We start from the raw sequence: 20,746 nt of genomic DNA on the forward strand, positions 1-20,746 counted from the left end.
CTCGGCCACCTCGGCCTGCGGCAGCGTCGCGGACCGGCCGTCGGCCGGGTGCCGGGCGGACGGGCCGCCACCGCCCCACGCCTCGGACGCCGTTCGGGCAGGACGCGGGCTGCTGGAACGTCCAGCGCTGCCAGGCCTGGCCGGCGGGCTGCTGCAGTTCCAGCAGCGCCCCGCCGTAGTAGTCGCGGTTGCTCACGCCCAGGACGAGCGGGGAGCCCTTGGCGCCGAGCGTCCAGCCGGTGGCGTCGGCCGTGATCTTCCACGCCTGTGCGGCGGCGGTGCCGCACGGCTGCTGGGCGACCCACTGGCCGGCGACCGGCTTCCCGCCGATCTGCAGGCACTTGCCGGACACCGCGGAGCGGACGCGGACGTAGCCGCCGCCGACGCTCTCGAACAGCCACTGCTGGTTGGTGTAGCCGTGGCGCTGGTAGCCGATGAGGACCCCGCCGTTGGCGCGGGTGGCGCCGTACATGTCGGCGGCCTGTCCCGTGAAGCTGTTCAGCATCAGGTAGCGCTTGCCGGGCTGGACCGGCCCGGCCGCGCCGCCGGCCGGCTGGGTGCGGAACGCCGCCTGGCGACCGGGTGCGGAGACCTTGCCGCCCGCGCCGCGCACGGCGACGGCGACCTTGTACTGGGTGCCGGGCCGCAGGCTGACGACGCGCACGGTGCTGGCCTTGACGGTGCCGATGGCCTTTCGGTCCAGCAGCAGGTCGTACCCGGTGGCGCCGGTGGCCGGCTTCCAGGAGAGCACCGCGGAGTTCTGGGTCACCTGGCTCACGGTGACGTCGGGACCGGTCGCCGGGTTCGGCGTCGTGGTCGGTGTCGGGTTCGGCGTCGGCCCCTTCGTGGCGGTGGGGGAGGGGGTGGGCGTCGTCGGGCTCGGCGTGGGACTGGGGGTGGGGTTCGGGTTGCTGCCGCCGTTGTTGAGCAGGAACTGGTTGTTGGCGATGTTCCAGTGCGTGGTCAGGTAGCTGCCCGGCTGCGGGTTGGTGTTGAAGTAGTCGTCGTGGTTGCAGTCGAGCCGGTCGTCACTGCTGCGGTTCGGGCAGTGGATCTGCATCTGCGGGTAGTACGGCGTGTCCGAGTAGCACATGATGTCCCACTCGTCCACGCAGTGCCCGCCGCGGCTGGTGTTGGGGGCGCTGTTGTTGACCGCCCCGAGGTTGTGGCCGAGTTCGTGGGCCGGCGTCGAGCCGCCCCAGCAGCCGGAGTCCGTCCGGCCGTAGGAGGGGCCGAAGTTGCTCGCGTTCTCCTGGCCGGGACGCTCGTCACCGGCGAAGCTGCCGATGCCGCAGTAGACGTTGGAGTCCGCGAAGATCATGTACTTGCGGTCCCGGCGGTTCAGGCCCTGCTCCGCCAGCGCCTTGTTGGTGGCGCTGAAGTCCTGCATCGCGGCGGCCGGCACCTCGAGGTTGAGCACCGCCACGGTGCAGTCGGACTCGGTGACGTAGCGGATGTGGCGGACGCCGCCGGTCTCCGTCGCGCTCGCGTTGTAGATGACGTCGGAGTCGTGCGCCCACTTCTTGAACGAGGGCAGGTACTCGGCGAACCGGTTGGCACCCGGGCCGTGCGCGTAGACGACCTGGACGCGGTTGCCCGTCGATCCGTCGCCGTCGCAGACCACGGCCGCCGCCGCGTCCTGGGCCGCGGCGGCCTTGGCCGCGGGGCCGGTGGAGTTCGCCGCGGCGGGCGGGGCCGAGGTGACGGCCTTGCCGGGGTGGGCGGCGTCGAGCGTCGCGGGCACGTCCGAGAGCAGCTCGGCGCCGCCCGGGACCCGGCCGCCGGCCTTGGGTATGGAGGTCGGCGCGGTCGCCTTCACGGCCGGGGGCGTGTCCTTGGCGATGTCCACGCCCTTGGGCGGTGCGTCGGGGCCGTGCGTGCACTGCCGGACGCCCTCGACCTCGAAGCCGCCGACGCAGGCGCTGTCCTCGGGGGCGGCTTCCAGCCCCTTGTAGACCATGCCCTTGCCCGGCTCGTCCGCCGGGACGTCGTCCAGCGCCTGCGGGGACGCCGACTTCACCTGCGCGCCGTTCGTGCCGCCGATGCCACCCGTGGTGGCGAGGGCGGTGACGCCGCCGGCGACCAGCGTGGCGGAGGCCAGCGCGATCGCGAGGACGGTCCGCCTCTTGGCCCTCGAGCGGCGGCGGTGCTCGCCTCGATCATTGAGCTGCAACGTGTTCATCCCATCCTCGCGTGCGGACTGCGTTGCGGCGGGACACTGCCACATCGAACGCCCGTCCATCGACACGGGTTTCGGGCCCTCAGGGGGAGTGAAGGTTCACGATGCGTAGCCGTCGGGGGGTTCTGACGCCCGGTCATGAAGGCTGTGTGTCCGCTGTGCCCGTGTATCGCGGTGACATTGCACTGGAGGTATAGACCTCCCGCCGCACCCCGCGGGGATCCGGCGGCGGCAGAACCTTCACAGGACCATGAGGCCGGCTTTAGGAACTCCTATGCTCCGCCGAAACCGGCGGCCGGTGGCGGGGCGGGGGCCGCCGTCCGGAGCACGGCTGATTCGGTACCGTTCGGTAACTTCGTTGTATCAGAGGGTGATAAACATGCTGCGAGACTGCTCGGGCGGCCGGGGGAGGGAGCCGCCCGTTCCGGATGCCGCACGGGCAAACGATCGGAAGGACCGTCGCCGATGTCCACCAGAGGGATCGCCTCCGTCGAGGGGCAGGTGGAGTTAGCGGGCCGCACCCCTGTGGTGCGCGGCCTCGCCGAAGGGCTGCTGCGGCAGCTCCCGCACCTCGTGGACGAGCTCATGGAGCTGACCGTGGGCAGGGAGGTGCACTACCTGGAGTTCGTACCGGGGTCCGAGATCCGCCGCTCCCTCCACGAGAACGTCCTCGGGTTCCTGCGGATCCTCGCGGGCCGGCCCCCCACCGACGGCGACCCGCTGGCCGTGGCGCGGGCGTGGGGAGGCTTCCGCGCCCAGGAGGGCGTGTCCGTCGAATCGCTGCTGCAGGTGCACCGGCTGGCGACGCAACTGCTGTGGGAGAAGCTGTTCGACGCGGCCCGCGCGCTCTCCCCCGAGGTGCTGCAACGGCTCCTGGACGAGAGCGGGCCCGTGTGGGACGCGCTCGACAGCTATTCGCAGGCCTTCGCCGACGGGCACCGGCTGGCGGAGGTCGACCACCGCCGCCGCAGCACCGAACACCGCGAGACGGTGATCGACGCGCTGATCGAGGGACGGGGCGTCGAGCCGGCGGTCGCGGCCGAGGCGCAGGTGACGCTCGGGCTTCCGGCGCGCGGCCGGTTCGTCGTGATCGCCGTCGCCGACGGGACGGCGGTGCGCGGTGAGCACGAGGGCCCACGGGACGGTCTGCCGCGGGCGCTGCACCACGCCCTGCCCCCGCACGCGGTGACGGCCCTGTGGCGCCGGCGCGCCGACCGGCACCTCGGGCTGCTGGAGCTGGGCGCCGTCCCGCTGCGGCGGATCGTCGACGCGCTCGCGTCCGGCGCGGCCCGTCGGGTGGGCATCTCCTGCGAGGTCGACAGCCTCGCCGACATCGCCACCGCCTACCACTGCGCCGAGACCGCCCTGCAGACGCTGCCCGCCGACGCCCGGGGCGTCGCGGCCTTCGACGACCACCTGCTGGAAGCCCTCGTGGTGACCAGTCCGCACGTCGCCCAGCGGCTGGCCCGCCACACCTTCGGACGGCTCCTGGACTGCCCCGAGGAGGAGCGGGAGCTGCTGCTGGCGACCCTGGACGCCTGGTTCCGCGGCGGCTGCTCGGCCGCCAGGGCCGCCGACGAGCTGCACTGCCACCGCAACACCGTGCTCAACCGGCTGCGCCGCGTCGAGACCCTCACCGGCAGCGCCCTCGACGACGACCGGCACCAACTCGCCTGCCGCATGGCCCTGGTGGCCGTGCGCTGCCCCTGACGCTCCCGGGGCCCCGCGCCGCCGCGGCACGCCCGGCGACTCCCCGCCCGTGACACCGCGCCGGCGCCCGTGAACTGCCCTGTTGTGCGCGGCGCACAGCCAGGTCGCGGCAATCCGCAGCAGGCGGCCATCGACTCCGGAGCCGCCGCGGGGAACCCTGGAGGTGGGGGAACACGCACACACGGACCGGCGTCGCCGCCGGTCCGTGGACCGGCTTCCAGATGAGCGGCTGACCCTCTCGGGCCGACGGTCCCGTCTGCAACGCGGCAGGCGGTACGGACCGCGCCGATGCCCATGGTCCCCGAGTTCCCGCTGGGAGAGATGTTGTGACAGACGTATTCGTCGACTCGTTCGTCCACGCACTGGGCGAACGCAAGGCACATGTCAGTGAGACGGAGGCCGCCGGGCGCCTGCTGTCCTCGGCGCGGGACCTGGAGTCGGCGGGATTTCGCTGGCACCACGTCTGCGAGCCCACCACCGGCGCCTACGACCTGGCCAGGAGCGCCACCGCGCAACTCGCCGACGCCGGCCGGCTGGGTGAGGTGGACGCGATCGTCTACGCGACGTGCCTGCCCGGCAACGGCAACGCGGGCGACGTCGCCGCCTGGGAGCGCAGCCGGGACGTGAAGCACCTCATGGACTTTCCCGCCGGCCGGCTGCAGGCCGACTTCGGGCTCGACAAGGCCGTCGTCATCGGGCTCAACCAGCAGGCGTGCACGGCGATGCTGGGGTCCCTGCGGCTGGCCGGGGCGATGCTGCGGTCCGAGCCGGACTGGGAGCGGGTGCTGTGCGTGACGGCCGACCGCTTCCCCGAGGGGGCCCGGTACGAGCAGGCCTACAACCTGATCTCCGACGGTGCGGCGGCCTGCGTCGTCAGCCGGCGGCCTGCCGCGTTCCGGCTGGTGACCGCGCACCAGATCACCAACGGCGGCCTCGGGCAGGCGGACGACGACGAGACCGTCGGCACGTACTTCGCCTACACCCACCGGCTGGTGCGCGAGACCCTGACCCGGGCCGGCCTGGCGGCCGCGGACCTGGACTGGGTCGTCACGCAGAACACCAACGACAAGGCGTGGCAGATCCTGGCGCGCCTGCTGGGGGTGGACGCCGGGAAGGTCTTCTTCTCGTCCATGCGGGACGTCGGGCATGTCATCTCCGCCGACAACATCATCAACCTCGCGGAACTGATCGCTTCCGGCCAGGTGCGCTCCGGGCAGTACGTCGCCCTGGTGATGGCCGGCTTCGGCCTCAACTGGCAGTGCGTGATCCTGCAGGCCACCGACTCCATCCCCGCCTGAGCCGAGCGCCCACCGGCTCGCCCGCCGGCATCCCCCGCCCTCCGACCGGACCCGTCTGATGAGGATCGTTTGAGCAGTACAGAGAACGAGAACGCCCCGAAGCCGCGCCTCGCCGAGGCGATCGCCTCACTCGGCGACACGGCGAGCCGGCTCAGCCACCTCTCGAAGCGCTCCTACCAGAACCCCTATCTCACCCTGCGGCAGTGGCCACCGGAGGTCCGGCCCGAGGAGGAGTGGTTCAGCTCCCCCGAGTACGTGAGCCTGTACGGCACCCCGCTGTGGGAGGAGCTCGGCGAGCCCGGCAGGCGGCGGCTGGCGTTCCACGAGGCCGTCAACTTCTACAGCCTCAACATCCACGGCGAGAAGGGCCTGATGGAGGGTCTCGCGCAGCGGCTGTACCGCAAGGACCTGCTGGAGGTCTCGGAGTACCTGCACCACTTCCTCGATGAGGAGAACAAGCACAGCATCTACTTCGGCGGCTTCTGCACCCGCTACGCGAAGGTCTACCGCAGCCGGCAGTTCGCCCTGCCCGAGGCCCGCCCGCAGAGCGTCGAGGACTTCCTCTTCTTCGCCAAGACCATGATCTTCGAGGAGATCGTGGACCGCTACAACTGGATCCAGGCCCGGGACTCCCGGCTGCACCCCGTGGCGCGGTTCATCAACGACAACCACCACGTCGAGGAGTCCCGGCACCTGGTGTTCGGCCGCCAACTGGTGACCGCGCTGTGGGACGCCTGCGTCCCGTCCTGGGACGACGCCACGGTCACGGAGCTGCGCCGCGAGCTGGCGCAGTTCCACGTCGTCAGCTGGCGCGAGTACTACAACCCCGACGTCTACGCCGACGCCGGGTTCGACGACCCCTGGGAGGTCGCCGAGCTGGCCTGGTCCGCACCCGCGCAGCGCGCCCACCGCCGCGACGTGTCGACGAAGGTCGTGTCCTTCCTCGTCGCGGCGGGGATTCTCGACAAGGAGCCCGCCGATGCCTTCTGACGAGCAGATCCGCACCCGGCTCCGGGCCTGGGTGCTGACCAAGGCCACCGGCCTGTCCGCCGCCGACCTCACGGACCGCACGCCGCTGTTCGAGGAGCGGCACCTGCGCTCGGTGCACCTGCCGGAACTGCTGCTGCTCCTGGAACGGCTGCGGGCCTCACCCATCGACGTGGAGGACCTGCGGCCCGGGGACTTCCGCGACATCCGCACGATGGTGGCGCGGTTCGGCGGAGCGCAGGTGACGCCGTGACCCGCGCGACCGTGAGCACCACCGCCGGCGACCGCCTCACCGCGCTGCACCGCGTCGGCCTGTCCTGGCACGTCTCCGGACAGGCGACCCTGCGCGGCCCGCTGCTGCGGCTCTTCGAGGACTGCGACCGCGCGTTCGTGCAGCTCGCCTCCCTCTGGGACGCGCAGGACGAACGGCACCCCGCGACCCTGCCCGCCGCGCGGCTGGAGCAGGCCGGCTACCTGCGCTCCTTCCCGCACCAGGCGGCCTTCGTGGCGCGGCTGGACCCGGCGGAGCGGAACCTCGACGCCTTCCTCGACGGCCCCGTCACGGACGCGGACGGCCGGGTCGCGCTGCCCGGGCTCTCACCGGTCACCGAGGTGCTGACCCCCGCGGCCTGCTACCACCTCTACAGCGCGCGCCAGGGCGAAGTCCTCGACCGGCCGCTGCACCTGACGACCCGCAACACCTGCTTCCGCCAGGAGACGCACCATGTGCCGCTGCGGCGGCTGAGCAGCTTCACCATGCGGGAGATCGTCTGCCTCGGCACCCCCGCCGAGACGGCCGGCTTCCTCGACCGGGCCCGCGCGGCCCTGGACCTGTTCTTCGGGCTGGTCGGCCTGGACCCGCGGTGGCTCACGGCGACCGACCCCTTCTTCCGGCCCCGGGACAATCCGCGCCACCTGCTGCAGCGGATCCAGCCGGTCAAGCACGAGGCGACGTACGGCGGTGACCTGGCCATCGCCTCGGCCAACCGGCACCACGACCACTTCGGGGCCGCGTTCGACCTGACCCGCGAGGGCCGGCCCGCCGACAGCGCCTGCGTGGCCTTCGGCCTCGAACGCTGGCTGTTCGCCCTCACCGACCGCCACGGCCCCGACCCGGCCTCCTGGCCCCGCCCGGCGGACGCGGCGGCGACGGTCGTCGCGCGGTCGCGGGGAGGCGCGGCGTGAGGGGGACCACCGTCATCACCGGCGCGGGCGGCTACCTGGGCCGCCGGCTCGCCGCCGCGCTGCTCGACGACGGGGACGACGAGCTGGTCCTGGCCGTCCGCGCCGCCTCCGCGGCCGAACTCGCCGCGAAGCAGGAGCGGCTGCTGCGGGAGCTGGGGCCGGACGCCGTCGGCCGGACCCGGTGCGTGGCGGTCGACGTGCGCCGCGACCACCTGCTGCCCGACGTCGATCCGGGCGCGGTCACCCGGATCGTGCACGCGGCGGCCGTCACCCGCTTCAACGTCGAGCGCGACCTCGCCGAGGCCGTCAACGTGCACGGCACCGTCCGGCTGCTGGCCTTCGCCGAACGCTGCGCGCACCTGCGGCGCTTCGCGCTGCTGTCCACGCTGTACGCGGTCGGCAGCCGGACCGGTGACATCGCGGAGGAGCCGTCGGTGCCGGTCGGCTTCGTCAACCACTACGAGTGGTCGAAGTGGGCGGCCGAGGAGCACGTCCTGGACGCGGCGGACCGGATCCCGGTCTCCGTGCTGCGGCTGCCCACGATCATCGCGGACGACGACAGCGGGCGGGTGACGCAGTACAACGTCTTCCACAACACGCTCAAGCTCTTCCACTACGGGCTGCTGTCGCTGCTTCCGGGGGACGAGAGGACCCCGCTGGCGCTGGCCACGGCCGCCTTCACCGTCACGGCCGTCACCCGCCTGCTCGATCCCGCGGTGGCCGGCGGGGTCTACCACGTCTGCCCCGGCCCGGAGCGGACCCCGGCACTCGGCGAACTCGTCGACACCGCCTTCACCGTCTTCGCCCGCGACGCGGGATTCCGGCGGCGCGGCCTGCTGCGGCCGGTGCCCTGCGACCGGGAGAGCTTCGAGGACCTGCTGCTGGCCGCCACCGGGCTGCGCGCCGGGCCGCTGCACCAGTCCCTCGCGTCCGTCTCGCCCTTCGCCGCGCAGCTCTACCTGCCGAAGACGTTCCGCAACGACGCGCTGCGCGCGGCCTGGCCCGGCGGCACGGCCCCCGATCCGTACGCGCTGACCGAAGCCGTCTGCACCCGGCTGGTGGCCTCGAAGTGGGGCCGCCGTCCCGAGGAGACCTCATGACCCTGTCCGAGAACGACCTGTGGCTGCTGAGCTACTACCGCTCGTCCGAGATCAACGGCGCCCTGTTCTTCGGCCGGGTCGCCCGCACCCTGCGCGGCAGCCCGCTCCAGGCGGACGTCACCCACCACTTCGCCGACGAGGCCAACCACGCGAAGTTGTGGACGCGCTGCATCGAGGAGCTCGGCCACACGGCGACGAAGCTGTCGCGCGGCTACCAGGACCAGTACCTGGAGGCCGTCGGACTGCCCGCCAACCTCATGGAGGTCATGGCGGTCACCCAGGTCTTCGAGAAGCGGGTCATCGCCCAGTACCGCCGCCACCTGCGGGCGGGGGACACCCATCCGCGGGTCAGGGAGACCATCGAGACGATCATGGAGGACGAGCGCTGGCACGTTAAGTACGTCAAGGACGCGCTGGAGGGGATGGCCGGCCGGTACGGCCGGGAGTACATCGACTCCACGCTGGCCCGCTTCACCGCGGCCGACGAGGAGGTCTACGCCAAGACCCTCGCGGAGTACGGCGAACGCATCCCGTTCCTCGGCGGCCCCGGCGCCGACCCGGAGGACCCGACCCTCCAGATCCGCGCCCCGCGGCAGCCGCCCGCCGCGGGGGACACCCCGTGAACGGCCCCGTGACCGGGCAGGGAGCCGGGCCGGGAGTCGGCCCGCCCCGGGGCGGGCGGACGGTGCTGGCGGTGTGGACCCGGCGGCCGCTGCACCCCGCGGCGCTGACCCGGCGGGAGAGCGCGCGGTTCGCCGCCCTCACCGGCCGGGTGCGGCGGGAGCAGTGGCTGATCGCGCGCCATGCCCTGCGGACGCTGCTGGGGATCCTGGGGCTGCCCGCCGACACGACGGCCTACGCCTTCCCGCACCGACGGCTGTCGCTCTCGCACGTCGGGGGAGCAGCCGTCGCCGCGGGCCTGGCGGTGCCGGATGCTCGTGTGGCGGGCGTCGGCGTCGACCTCGAGACCGCCCGCGAGGCCCGCGCGGGGACCGCGCGCTTCTTCCTCGGCGACCGCGAGCGCAGCTGGCTCGAGAGCGTCCCCGAGCCGATCCGCGCCGGAGAGCACGTACGGCTGTGGACGGTCAAGGAGGCGCTGTTCAAGGCGGATCCCGACAACCGGCACACCGTCCTGCGCGACTACACCACCGACGATCCGGCGGCCGGCTCCGGCTCCGCCCACCGCCGTGCGACCGCCGCGCCGCCGCACGCCGCCGCCTTCGGCTACACCGCCGTCCGGCTGGGCGACGCCCGGCTCGCCGTGGCGGTGTCGTCGGTGCCGCCGCTGCCCGTCCCCCGTCCCTCGCTCCCTCCCGTAAGGACCGTGACCGTGCCTTCCGTCACCTTCGACGACGTCGCCCACCGCATCAGCGCGACGCTCTCCGTTCCCGTCGACACCCTGACCCCCGAAACCCGCCTGCGGGACCTGGCCGCCGACAGTTTCCTGCTCGTCGAGATGGCCGTCGACCTGCAGGAGGAGTTCGACGCGCTGTTCACCCAGGCCGACCTGCGGGAGGTGACCACCCTGGGGCAGCTCGCCGGGCTCGTGGGCGCGCAACCCTGACGCCCGCCCCACCGCCCGGATCCCTTCGGCCCGACCTCCGCCGACCTCTCCCCGACCGCACCCGACCCACCGGAGCGCGCCATGCCGCAGCGTCTGAACCAAGCCCTCCACCGGTTCCGCGGGCCCCTGCTCGTCCTGTGGCTGGTGGCGCTGGCCGCGGCCGCCGTCGCGGCCCTGCCGCTGGCCGACCGGCTGAGCGGCGGCGGCTGGTACGTCCCCGGCTCCGACTCGCTGCGGGCGGTGCGGTCGACGCAGTCGGGCTTCGCCGACCGGGGCGCAGGCAACCTCACGCTGGTCGTGACGGACGAGCGCAACCTCGCCGGCAGCGCGGAGTTCGACCGGCGCACGAGCCGGGTCATGCGCGAGGTCACCGGCGACGGGCGGCTGCGGACGACCGGCAGTTACGGCTGGCTCACCCTGTCCGGCGCCGCCCGCGAGGAGTTCGTCGGCAAGGACCACCGCACCGCCGTGACCATGGTCGGGTCGGCGCTGGACGACGGGACGGCCCGCCGGGTCCTGCCCGACGTGCAGCGGGACCTGGACCACCGTTACGCGCCCGAGGGGCTGCGGGTGTCGATGGTCAGCGCCGGGACGTTCTGGGGCGAGATCAACAAGCTGAGCGCGGAAGGGCTGCAGCGGGCCGAACTGGTCACCTTCCCGCTGGTGCTGCTCATCCTGCTGCTGCTCTACCGCGGGGTGGTCGCCGCCGTGGTCTCGTTCGTGGTCCCGGTGACCGCGATCGTCCTCACCTTCGGGGTGATGTCCGTCCTGGCCGCGCACCTCGAGCTGTCGATCTTCGCGCAGAACGCGGCGACCATGATCGGACTGGGGGTCGGCGTCGACTACTCGCTCTTCCTCATCTCCCGCTACGCCGACGAACTGACCGCCGGACGCGACCGCGCCACCGCGCTGGCCATCACCCTGCGCACCAGCGGCAGGACCGTGCTCTTCTCCGGGCTGATCGTCGTCCTGGCCATGTCCAGCCTCTTCCTCGTGGACCTCAACGTCCTGCGCTCCATCGCGCTGGGCATCGTCCTCGTGGTCGCGTTCGCCACCCTGGCGAGCGTCGTGGTCCTGCCCGCCGTCCTGCACCTGGTCGGCGACCGGATCCTGCGCGGACGCCTGCCCGCGCGGCGGCGGGCGGCGGGCGCGCACCGCCCGCCGTCCACCGGACGGGGCGACCGCTGGGGGAGGGTGGCCCGGCAGATCATGCGCCGGCCCGTGCTGTTCCTGACGGTGGCGAGCGCCGCCCTGCTGGCGCTGGCCGTCCCCTCGCTCGACCTGCGCACGTTCACCCCCGACGCGCGCATCGCGCCCACCTCGTCCCCCGTGCGCCAGGGGTTCGACACCGTGCGGGCGCAGTTCGGGCCGGGCACGGCCTCACCCCACCAGGTCGTGGTCACCTCGCGGTCGGAGCTGTCGGTGCCGCCCGGCGCCCGGGAGGTCGCCGCCCTCCAGGAGCGGCTCGTGCGGCTGCCCCACGTCACCGCGGTCCGCTCCCCGTTGGACGTCCTGCGCGCCGTCAGCCCCGGCCGGCCGCTGGCGGCGCTGGAGCCCGCCGCGTTCGCACGGCTGCCCGCGGACGCCCGCCGCACCGTCGACCACTACCTCTCCGCCGACCGCCGCACGATGGTGCTGGAGGTCATCGGGGACGACTACGCCTCCTCCGACCGCTCCCGGGCACTGCTGGACTCCCTCCGTGCGGTCGCGGCCGGGCTCAGCACCCCCGGCCTGCACGCCGTGGTCGGCGGCGAGACCGCCGAGGGCGTCGACGCCAACACCGCGATCGGGGACGCCCTGCCGGAGGTGGTCGCGGTGATGCTGGCCGTCCTCTACCTGATGCTGCTGGTCACCTTCCGGTCCCTGCTGCTGCCGGTGAAGGCGATCGCGATCAACGTGCTGTCGCTGGGGGCGACCTACGGCGTGCTGGTCCTGGTCTTCCAGCGCGGTCTGGGCTCGGCCCTCTTCGGCTTCGCACGCTCCGACCACCTGCAGAACTTCGTCCCGATCCTGCTGCTGGCGATCCTGTTCAGCCTCAGCACCGACTACGAGGTCTTCCTGCTGCGCCGGATCCGCGAGGAGTACGACGCGGGCGCGGACAGCACCGCGGCGGTGGCCGCCGGGATGGCCCGTACCGCGCCCCTGATCTCCGGGGCCGCGCTGCTGATGGTCGCGGTGTTCGGGGCCTTCGCGCTGACCGGCATCATGCCGATCCAGCAGCTGGGCCTGGGCCTCGCGGTGGCCATCGCCCTGGACGCCACCGTGATCCGGCTCGTCGTGGTGCCCGCCGCCATGCGGCTGATGGGCCGCTGGAACTGGTGGCTGCCGGGCCGCGGGCAGGCCCCGCCCGTCGCGTCCGGCCGGGCCCCCGAACCGTCACAGACCCCGGGGCGGGTGTGAACCCCGCCCCTTCGCCGTGCTGCCTCCCGAAAGGACACCAACCCCCGTGGACACGCCCGCCCTCTTCCTCCTGCTGCTGAACTTCGCCGTCATCGGAGCGCTTCCCCGCGTCTTCTTCCGCTCCGACGGCCGCTTCAACGCGAAGTGGTGGCTGACGGCCCTGCCCTTCGGGCTCAGCCCGCTGTTCGTCGCCGCGGCCGCGCTGCTCGGCTGGGAGCCGATGGTCCCCGGCTCGTGGCGCACGGGCACGGCCCTCGTGGCGGTGGCCCTCAACGCCGTCTCGATCGCCCTGATCTTCCTGACGCTGGGCACGCACCGGATCCCCGTCGCACTGTGGCACCAGGAGAACGACGCCCCGCGCCACCTCGTGACCCACGGCGCCTACGGCCTGATCCGCCACCCGTTCTACACCGCCTTCCTGCTGGCGTTCCTCAGCGCCGTGGCGCTCCTCCCGCACGGGGTGACGCTTGCGCTGTTCTGCTACGGCCTCGTCGCGCTCAACGCCACGGCCGCGCAGGAGGAACGGCGCCTCAGCGGTTCGCAGTTCGGGGCGGAGTACCGCGGGTACCTCGCCAGGACCGGGCGCTTCGTGCCCCGGCCCGGCCGGGCGGCGCCGGCGCCCACCAGCCGGGTGGGGGGCTAGCCGTGCCGGAGCTTCCGCCGCTGACCGGCTGGCTGACCGACCCGCACCCCGGCCGCGGGGTGCGCCTGGCCGACGACGCGGGCGGCTGGACGTACGTGCCCTATCCGGAGCTGGCGGCGGCCGCCCGCCGGACCGGCGCTTCGATGCGGCCGGCCGGGGTCCGCCCCGGCGACGTCGTCTGTCTGCTGATGCCCACCGGACTGCCCGCTCTGGCCGCGCTGTTCGGCGCCTGGGCGGCCGGTGCGACGGTCTCCCCGCTGCCGCCGCCCTCGTTCCAGAGCGATGACGCGTACGTCGAGCACATCGCCGCCGTCCTGGAGCAGGCCGCGCCCGCCCTGGTGGTCGCGAGCGCGGAGTTCGACGCCCTGGCGGCCCGCGCGATGACCCGGGCGGGGCTGCCCGGCCGCCCCCACCGGATCACGGCCGGACTCCTCGAAGAAACCGCGCCCGAGGGGCCCTGGAACGAGGGAGTCCTCCCGGTGGCCCCGCCCCCGGACGCCATCGCCCTGCTGCAGTTCACCTCGGGTTCCACCGGGCGGCCGCGCGGTGTGCGGGTCTCGTGGCGCAACCTCGCGGCGAACCGGACCCTGCAGAGCCGCCTGATCGGCTGGCGGGACGGCGACGGGTTCGCGTCCTGGCTGCCGCTCCACCACGACATGGGCCTGATCGGCTGCTGCCTCTTCCCGGCCGCCTCGCAGAGCGACCTGTGGCTGATGCGCCCGGAGCAGTTCATCCGCGACCCGGCGCGCTGGCTGGCCTGCTTCGCACCGGGCCGCGCGGCGCACTCGGCGGCGCCGTCGTTCGCGTTCGCCTACGCCGCCCGGCGTGTGCGGCAGCAGCGGCTGGCGGAACTGGACCTGTCCGGGTGGCGCAGCGTCTGCGTCGGCGCCGAGGCGGTCGACCCGGCGGCGCTCTCCGCGTTCGCCCGGTTCGCCGCACCGGCCGGATTCTCCCCCGACGCCTACGTGCCCTCCTACGGCCTGGCGGAGAACACACTCGCGGTGTCCGGCGCCGCCGCGCCGCTGCTGATCCTGCGCCCCGACTGGGCCGCGCTGCGCGTCGGCCGGCAGGTGACGGTCGAGGAGACCGCCCGGCTGGACGAGCGGGTTGTCGCGCCGGGCTCCGGCTGGCTCGTCGGCCACGGCTTCCCCCAGGACGGGGACGGCGTCACCGTGCGCATCCTCGACGAGGACGGCGCTCCCGTTCCGCCGGGCCGGCTCGGGGAGATCGCGGTGGCGGGCACCTCGGTCGCGGCGGGCTACCACGCGGGACGCGGGGGCGGCCCGGACTCCACCCGCTTCGTCGACGGGGAACTGCGCACCGCAGACGCGGGTTTCCTGCACGGCGGCCAGCTCTTCGTGCTGGGCCGGATGGGCGACAGCCTGAAGCTGCGCGGGCGCAGCGTCTACGTCGACGACCTCGACGCGAAGGTGGCTGCCGTGATCGGCCTCGACCGGGACCGCGCGGCGGTGGTGGCGCTGAACGACCGCGGCCGGGCCGGTGTCGCCGTCTTCGTGGAGGCGGCTCCCGGGCCGTGGCGGGCGGCGCTGGGCGACCTGCTCCGTGCCGAGCTGGGCCCGGAGCCCGCCCTCACCCTGGTCACGGGCCGCCGCGGCCTGCTCAAGCGCACCACCAGCGGCAAGCTGCGGCGGCGTCATATGTGGCAACTGCTCCAGGAGGGCGGACTCTCCGGCGCCGTGTCACGGATTCCCTGAACGCCGCACCACAGAAGCAAACGAAACGATCTAAAAGGGATACTCTCCCCTCGGATGGCACCCGGGCTACCGATGGAGAGCGATGCCGGCGAACCAGCGAACCACCGGCGCGACCGTGTGGCAGGTCGTGGGGAATCCCCGGATCTGGGTCTTCCCCGCGACCATCATCGGGCTGGTCGCCCTGCTGCTCTCGCTGGTCTACATGGGCGGGATCCTCAACCCCGGCGGCAATCTGCGCCACATGCCCATCGGCCTGGTCAACGCCGACCGGGGCGCGGTGGTGGCCGGGCAGCGGACCAACCTGGGCACGCAGGTCACCGACGGCATCGCCGCCAGCGGCGCGTCGCAGCAGCAGGCGTCCTGGCGGCGGCTGGACGCGGCGGCGGCCCGCGCCGGCCTCGCCTCCGGCAAGCTGTACGGCGTCCTGGAGGTGCCGGACGGCTTCACCGCCGCCGTCGGCGCCCTGGGCGCCTCGACCGGACAGCAGCCGGCGCGCCCGACGCTGTCGGTGCTGACCAACCCGGGCGCGGGCAGCCTGGCCTCCTCGTTGGCGAGTTCCATCTCCCAGCAGGCGGCGCGCGGGGCGTCGGCGCAGCTCGGCGCGTCGCTCATCGAGCGGCCGCGCCCCGGGGGCGGCGTGCCGACCAACGCCGAACGGCTCCTGCTGCAGGACCCGGTGACCGTCAAGGTGTCGGTGGGGCACGCCATCGGCTCGCACAGCGGGCTGGGGCTGACGGCCTTCTACTACACCCTGCTGCTGGTCCTGTCGGGCTTCCTCGGGGCGAGCGTGATCAGCAACGGCGTCGACGTCGCGCTCGGGTACGCGGCCAGCGAGCTGGGGCCGGTGCGGACCCAGCGGCCCACCGTGCCGATCACCCGGACCCGGACGTTCATCGTCACCTGCCTGATGTCGCTGGGGCTCTCCGCGCTGACGTCCAGTCTGATCATGCTGGCGACGGTGGTGATCCTCGGGATGGACGCGTCGCACCTGCCGCTGCTGTGGGTCTTCTCCTTCTGCGCCACCGCCGCGGTGGGGCTCGGGGTGCAGGCCCTGCTCGCGGCCTTCGGCGGCATCGGCCAGCTGATCAGCATGTTCGTCTTCATCGCGCTGGCCCTGCCGTCCTCGGGCGCGACCATCCCGCTGCAGGCGCTGCCCGACTTCTACCGCGTGCTGTCCGAGTTCGAGCCGATGCGGCAACTCGCCGACGGCGTGCGGGCGATCATGTACTTCGGCGCCCAGGCCGACGCCGGCCTCACCCGTGCGTGGATCATGATCGCGGTCGGCTCCCTCGCGGCGCTGGCCTTCGGGTTCGCCATGACCGGCTACTACGACCGCAAGGGTCTGCACCGCATCGTCCCCGAACACGTCTGACAGGGCAGAATCACCCCCAGGGCGGAGCGGGCACCGGGGCGCGCACCGCGTCGGGCGAGGGGCGGGTCAGCGGTGAGCGTGTTCGAGTCCACGGAGCAACTCGCCCTGCACTACGACGCCGTGCTGCCCGCGGGCGTCCGGGAGGGGAACGCCGTGATCGTCGTGCGGCCGCCCGCCGACGGCGCCCCGGCGCCGGCGTACCTGCTGCGGGTGCGCCGCTACGCCCTCCCCCTGACCTCCATGCGGCGCCGCGCCGGTGGCGCGGATCAGGACCTGGAGGACGTCCAGGCCGTCGTCCTGCCCGAGGAACCGCGCGAGCTGGGCTACCCGCTGCCCCCGTGGCCCGCCACGGGCGCGCTGGAGTACCACCTGACCTGGGCGCAGGACCCGCAGGGACCCGCGGTCGGGGCGACAGCGCAGGAGCGGGTGCTCTTCCTGGTCCGCCTCCTCGCCGAGGACCGGGGCGCGGCGCGGACGGTGGCGGCCGGGCGCATCACGGTCACCTGGACCGACCCCTCCGACGTGGGCGGGCGGCCGCTGGCCCAGCCCCGCTGCGGCCCTTCGCTGCCCGCGCCGCTGCGGGAGGCGGTCGACGCCCTCGTGCGGGCGGACGCGGAACCGGTGCCGGGTTGCGTGCACTGCGCGATGCTCTGGGAGCTTCGCCTGCTCGAACAGGCCGAGCTGGTGCGGGAACTGGCCGAGGAGCACCACGCCGCCGAGGTCGCCGACTGGGTGGCGCGCTGGCTGCCGGATTCCGCCGACGGCTTCCGCCTGCACGTGAACCCGTGCCGCTGCGTCCGCGCCCGGCTGGGCGCGCGCCCGGATCCCGCGGACCGGTGGTGGTCGGCCGACCCGGCCGCCCGGCCGCACCTCGACGCCGAGCTGCACGACCGCCTCGTCGCGGCCCGCCGCCGCCACGTCGTGCACCATCTCCGCACCGTCAACAGTGCGCCGCCGACGCCCTGACCGGCGGATTCGAACTCCCCGGGCGGCGCCGGCGGCCGGTGGGCGCGGGGCGGGCGAAGGCACCCCGGTGCCGCTGGGATACTGGGGGCTGACGTACCCGTACTCGCGCACCGCCTGACGTTCAACCGGACCGGGCCGCTGATCCATCGGAGAGACCATGACGACCTCGACCCCGGTCGCCGCTACCCCCAACGCCCCCTGATGGGCGCGCTGGAGCCTGTCGCCCTGGTGCTCGACGGCTACATCGAGGAGATCCCCGTCCCCGCGCCCGGTGACGCGGACGGGGCGACGGCGGCGTTCCGCCTGATCCACTCGCCCACCGACCACGCGGCGGACGAGATGCTGCTCCCGTGCCTGGTGACGGATCCGGCCCTGGTCAGGATCGCCCTGGAGGAGCTGGAGGAGGGCGACCTGCTGCGGGTCGAGGGGGTGCTGACGCTGCCCGGAGGGAGCGTGGACGGCGTGCTGCGGCTGCGCGTGGAGGCCATCGAGGTGCTCTCGCGCGCCCCGGCACGCGAGATCGAACCCGAGACGGTCGAACGGTACGGCCCGTACGTCATCGTCAGCGGCACCACCGACGACATCGGCGCCGACCCGCTCCAGCTGTGGACCGACGCCGGCGCCTGGGTCGGCATCGCGCCGGGTCCCGCAGCCGTTCAGGACATGATCACCGCGTACGAGGCCCGCGGCGACGGCGCCTGATCCCCCTCCGAGCCGAGCGGCCCGGCCGGGGTCACATCCGGCGCATCACGGCCACGACGCGGCCGAGGATCGTCGCGTCGTCCCCGGCGATGGGGGAGTAGGCGTCGTTGTGGGGGTGCAGCCACGCGTGGCCGGTCGCGTCGCGCTTGAAGCGCTTGACGGTGGCCTCGCCGTCGATCATCGCGGCGACGATGTCGCCGTTGGCGGCCGAGCTCTGCCGGCGGACGGTGACCCAGTCCCCGGTGACGATGGCCGCGTCGATCATGGAGTCGCCGACGACCTCCAGGGCGAACAGCTCCCCTTCACCCACCAGGCGCCGCGGCAGGTCGAGCACGTCCTGGACGTCCTCCTGCGCGGTGATCGGTATGCCGGCCGCGATCCTGCCGATGAGCGGCACCGGCGTGGTCGCCGTGCGGACGGCCTCCTGCGCGGGGCGCGGCTCCTCGGGGAGCACGTAGGCGCGCGGGGTGTGCGGGTCCCTGCGCAGGGCGCCCTTGCGCTCCAGCACCATCAACTGGTGGGCGACCGAGGAGGTGCTGGACAGGCCCACGGCCTGACCGATCTCCCGCATCGACGGCGGGTAGCCGGTGCTGTCGATGAAGTCGCGGATGGTGGCGACGATGTCGGCCTGACGGCTGGTGAGACCGTCATAGTTGCCCGGCGCACCCGGCGGTCGGCCGGGGCGTCCTGGTGTCTTGCGGCTTTCCATGGTCCGCGCGCCCTCCCTCGCTGGCGATCATGGTGAGAGAAGCACAGTAACCCGGACAGACCGGGTAAGGGAACGACTTTTCGAATAAGGCTGATGCTATCGCTGCGCCGACCCGGCTCGCACCCGGGGCCGAACCGCCCCTGATACCTGACCGACACAGAACCGCGCGGCGGCGGACGCACGGCCTTGATCACCCGGATGAGCTCCCCTCGCAGGCTGGACCACGTACGCGGCACCCCGTGTACGGGTCGGGTGGAAGAGGTGGTTGCCGATGCACGCTGTCCGCACGGATACGGATACGGATACGGATACGAGCGCGAGCACGGATGCCGATACGGCGCCGGAGCGCGCGGCGGAGCGGGCCGGTCCGCCGCCCGGCACAGCCGGACAGGTCGTCCGCGGCACGTCCGGGCACTGGCGGCGCGGTCGGCTGCTCGCGGCGGCCGCCGCGCTGACCGCGGCGACCATGCTCGGGCACGGCCTGCTGCCCAACGCCGTCGGGAACCTGGGCAGTCTGCTGGAGACGTTCCTGCCCTGGCTGGGGTGGGGCGTGCCCGTGCTGCTGGTGCTGGCCGCGGTCCGCCGCTCCGCGACCGCCGCGGTCGCCGTGCTGCTGCCCGCCGTGGTGTGGTGCTCGCTGTTCGGCGGCCTCGTCGTCGACAAGCGGTCCGGCGGCGGCGACCTGACGGTGGTCAGCCACAACGTCAACGACGCGAACCCCGACCCGGCCCGCACCGCCCGCGACCTCGTCGCCGCGGGCGCCGAGGTGCTTGCGCTGGAGGAACTGACCTCGCGCACGGCACCCGCCTACGAGAGGGCGCTGGCCGCCGCCTACCCCTACCACTCGGTGCAGGGCACGGTCGGGGTGTGGAGCACCTACCGGCTGCGGGACGTGGCCCCGGTCGAGATCATGCCGTGGACCCGTGCGCTGCGCGCCACCGCCGACACCCCCAAGGGTCCGGTCGCCGTCTACGTCGCCCACCTGGCGTCCGTGCGGGTCCGCCCGGACGCGGGCTTCACCACCGCCCGGCGCGACGAGGCGGCCGGGCGGCTCGCCGCCGCCGTGCGGGCCGAGCCGCTGCCCCGGGTCGTGGTGGTCGGCGACTTCAACGGCACGACCGACGACCGGGCCCTACGACCGGTGACCAGCGGGCTGAAGTCGGCCCAGGAGGAGGCCGGCGACGGCTTCGGGTTCAGCTGGCCCGCGTCGTTCCCGGCCGCCCGGATCGACCAGATCCTGGTCAGGGGCGTCACACCCGCCTCGGCCTGGACCCTGCCCCGCACCGGGAGCGACCACCTGCCCGTCGCGGCCGCCCTCCGGCTCTGAGCGGCCCGGTATGACTACGCTTTCGTCCAGTGGGACGGTGGCGGGCAGGCAGCCCGGCACGAATCGATGTTCAGGTGACGTGATGCAGCAGCGCGACAGCACCCCGGCGGGACCCAGCGGCGGCGGCCCCCCGGCCACGGTGCGCGTCCTGCTGGTCGAGGACGACGAGGCGATCCGCCGGTCCGTCGGGATGGCACTGGACCGCTACGGATACGAGGTGTCGGCGGCCGCGGACGGACTGACGGGCCTGGAGATGTTCCGGGACGGAGAGCACGACCTGCTGCTGCTCGACATCATGCTGCCGCACCTGGACGGCATCGGACTGTGCCGCCGGATCCGGGAGACGAGCCAGGCGCCCATCTTGATGATGTCGGCCCGCGGCGACTCGATGGACGTGGTGGCCGGCCTGGAGGCGGGCGCCGACGACTACATCGTCAAGCCCGTCGACACCACCGTCCTGGTGGCGCGGATCCGCACCCTGCTGCGCCGGGCCACCTTCACCGGGCCCGCGGCGGGCGACGGCCGGTCGGTGGACGACAGCGTCCTGGCGTTCCGGAACCTCACCGTCGACACCCGGGGCCTGGACGTCCACGTCGACGGCAGGCTGCTCGCCGTCACCCCGACCGAACTGCGGCTGCTGCTGGAGTTCGTGGCCGCGCCGGGCATCGCGCTGCAGCGGCAGACCCTGCTGCGCAAGGTGTGGGACTACGGCTGGGACGGCGACATCCGGGTGGTCGACCTGGCGGTGCAGCGGCTGCGCAAGAAGATCGGCGCCGACCACATCGAGACCGTCCGCGGTTTCGGCTACAAGTTCCGGCGCTGACGTGCGCCGGCCGCCGACCGCCGCCTCCGAGCCCGGCCCCCACGCCGACCCCCGTACCGACTTCCG

18 protein-coding genes are annotated in these 20,746 nt (G+C 73.6%); 16 read left to right on the top strand and 2 right to left on the bottom strand.

Annotated elements, in window-relative coordinates; all coding sequences use genetic code 11:
- Positions 1–2,182, bottom strand: a 2,182-nt coding sequence (locus ABZ721_RS37870) for an RICIN domain-containing protein (protein WP_358793365.1), incomplete at its 3' end; no start/stop codon positions are given.
- Positions 2,183–2,644: 462 nt separating this feature from the next.
- On the opposite strand from ABZ721_RS37870, the gene ABZ721_RS37875 reads away from it, so the two are divergent.
- The 14 genes from ABZ721_RS37875 to ABZ721_RS37940 all read left to right on the top strand — a co-directional run bounded on the left by ABZ721_RS37875 (position 2,645) and on the right by ABZ721_RS37940 (position 17,821).
- Positions 2,645–3,889: a helix-turn-helix domain-containing protein gene (locus ABZ721_RS37875; protein ID WP_358793366.1), complete on the top strand. Its 1,245-nt coding sequence runs from the start codon at positions 2,645–2,647 to the stop codon at positions 3,887–3,889.
- A gap of 326 nt (positions 3,890–4,215) precedes the next feature.
- Positions 4,216–5,187 carry a 3-oxoacyl-[acyl-carrier-protein] synthase III C-terminal domain-containing protein gene (locus ABZ721_RS37880; protein WP_358793367.1) on the top strand — a complete coding sequence of 324 codons (972 nt, stop codon included), beginning with the start codon at positions 4,216–4,218 and terminating at the stop codon, positions 5,185–5,187.
- A 69-nt stretch (positions 5,188–5,256) separates the two neighbouring features.
- The gene (locus ABZ721_RS37885) at positions 5,257–6,177 is read left to right on the top strand and encodes a diiron oxygenase (RefSeq protein WP_358793368.1); all 921 of its coding nucleotides are present in this window, start codon (positions 5,257–5,259) and stop codon (positions 6,175–6,177) included.
- Positions 6,167–6,427, top strand: a complete 261-nt coding sequence (locus ABZ721_RS37890; protein ID WP_358793369.1) for a hypothetical protein — start codon at positions 6,167–6,169, stop codon at positions 6,425–6,427. Before ABZ721_RS37885 ends, ABZ721_RS37890 begins: the two co-directional genes overlap by 11 nt.
- Entirely contained in the window at positions 6,424–7,359 is a 936-nt protein-coding gene (locus tag ABZ721_RS37895; protein WP_358793370.1) for a hypothetical protein, read from the top strand. The genes ABZ721_RS37890 and ABZ721_RS37895 overlap by 4 nt, the downstream gene beginning before the upstream one ends.
- A complete protein-coding gene (locus tag ABZ721_RS37900) occupies positions 7,356–8,459 on the top strand; it encodes an SDR family oxidoreductase (RefSeq protein ID WP_358793371.1) in 1,104 nt (367 codons plus the stop codon). The genes ABZ721_RS37895 and ABZ721_RS37900 overlap by 4 nt, the downstream gene beginning before the upstream one ends.
- Positions 8,456–9,082, top strand: a complete 627-nt coding sequence (locus ABZ721_RS37905; protein WP_358793372.1) for a ferritin-like domain-containing protein — start codon at positions 8,456–8,458, stop codon at positions 9,080–9,082. Before ABZ721_RS37900 ends, ABZ721_RS37905 begins: the two co-directional genes overlap by 4 nt.
- Entirely contained in the window at positions 9,079–10,023 is a 945-nt protein-coding gene (locus ABZ721_RS37910; RefSeq protein ID WP_358793373.1) for a 4'-phosphopantetheinyl transferase superfamily protein, read from the top strand. Before ABZ721_RS37905 ends, ABZ721_RS37910 begins: the two co-directional genes overlap by 4 nt.
- Before the next feature lie 81 nt (positions 10,024–10,104).
- Entirely contained in the window at positions 10,105–12,423 is a 2,319-nt protein-coding gene (locus tag ABZ721_RS37915; protein WP_358793374.1) for an MMPL family transporter, read from the top strand.
- Between the two features lie 46 nt (positions 12,424–12,469).
- A complete protein-coding gene (locus ABZ721_RS37920; protein WP_358793375.1) occupies positions 12,470–13,066 on the top strand; it encodes an isoprenylcysteine carboxylmethyltransferase family protein in 597 nt (198 codons plus the stop codon).
- Between the two features lie 2 nt (positions 13,067–13,068).
- Positions 13,069–14,781, top strand: a complete 1,713-nt coding sequence (locus ABZ721_RS37925; RefSeq protein ID WP_358793376.1) for an AMP-binding protein — start codon at positions 13,069–13,071, stop codon at positions 14,779–14,781.
- A gap of 82 nt (positions 14,782–14,863) precedes the next feature.
- Positions 14,864–16,153 (top strand): DUF3533 domain-containing protein, encoded by a 1,290-nt coding sequence (locus tag ABZ721_RS37930; RefSeq protein ID WP_358793377.1) that lies wholly within the window; start codon positions 14,864–14,866, stop codon positions 16,151–16,153.
- 72 nt (positions 16,154–16,225) lie between these two features.
- Positions 16,226–17,119 carry a hypothetical protein gene (locus ABZ721_RS37935; protein WP_358793378.1) on the top strand — a complete coding sequence of 298 codons (894 nt, stop codon included), beginning with the start codon at positions 16,226–16,228 and terminating at the stop codon, positions 17,117–17,119.
- A 201-nt stretch (positions 17,120–17,320) separates the two neighbouring features.
- The gene (locus ABZ721_RS37940) at positions 17,321–17,821 is read left to right on the top strand and encodes a hypothetical protein (RefSeq protein ID WP_358793379.1); all 501 of its coding nucleotides are present in this window, start codon (positions 17,321–17,323) and stop codon (positions 17,819–17,821) included.
- Positions 17,822–17,852: 31 nt separating this feature from the next.
- Here the strand turns inward: ABZ721_RS37940 and lexA are convergent, their stop codons facing one another.
- Positions 17,853–18,530 carry a transcriptional repressor LexA gene (gene lexA / locus ABZ721_RS37945; protein ID WP_358793380.1) on the bottom strand — a complete coding sequence of 226 codons (678 nt, stop codon included), beginning with the start codon at positions 18,528–18,530 and terminating at the stop codon, positions 17,853–17,855.
- Positions 18,531–18,801: 271 nt separating this feature from the next.
- Here lexA and ABZ721_RS37950 point away from each other — a divergent pair, with 271 nt between their 5' ends.
- Both ABZ721_RS37950 and cseB read left to right on the top strand, forming a co-directional pair.
- Positions 18,802–19,857, top strand: coding sequence for an endonuclease/exonuclease/phosphatase family protein (locus ABZ721_RS37950; protein ID WP_358793381.1), 1,056 nt, complete (start codon positions 18,802–18,804; stop codon positions 19,855–19,857).
- Between the two features lie 82 nt (positions 19,858–19,939).
- Positions 19,940–20,680, top strand: a complete 741-nt coding sequence (gene cseB / locus ABZ721_RS37955; protein WP_358793382.1) for a two-component system response regulator CseB — start codon at positions 19,940–19,942, stop codon at positions 20,678–20,680.
- Positions 20,681–20,746: the final 66 nt, after the last annotated feature.

The sequence above is a fragment of the Streptomyces sp. NPDC006733 genome (assembly GCF_040636125.1).
Taxonomy (GTDB): domain Bacteria; phylum Actinomycetota; class Actinomycetes; order Streptomycetales; family Streptomycetaceae; genus Actinacidiphila.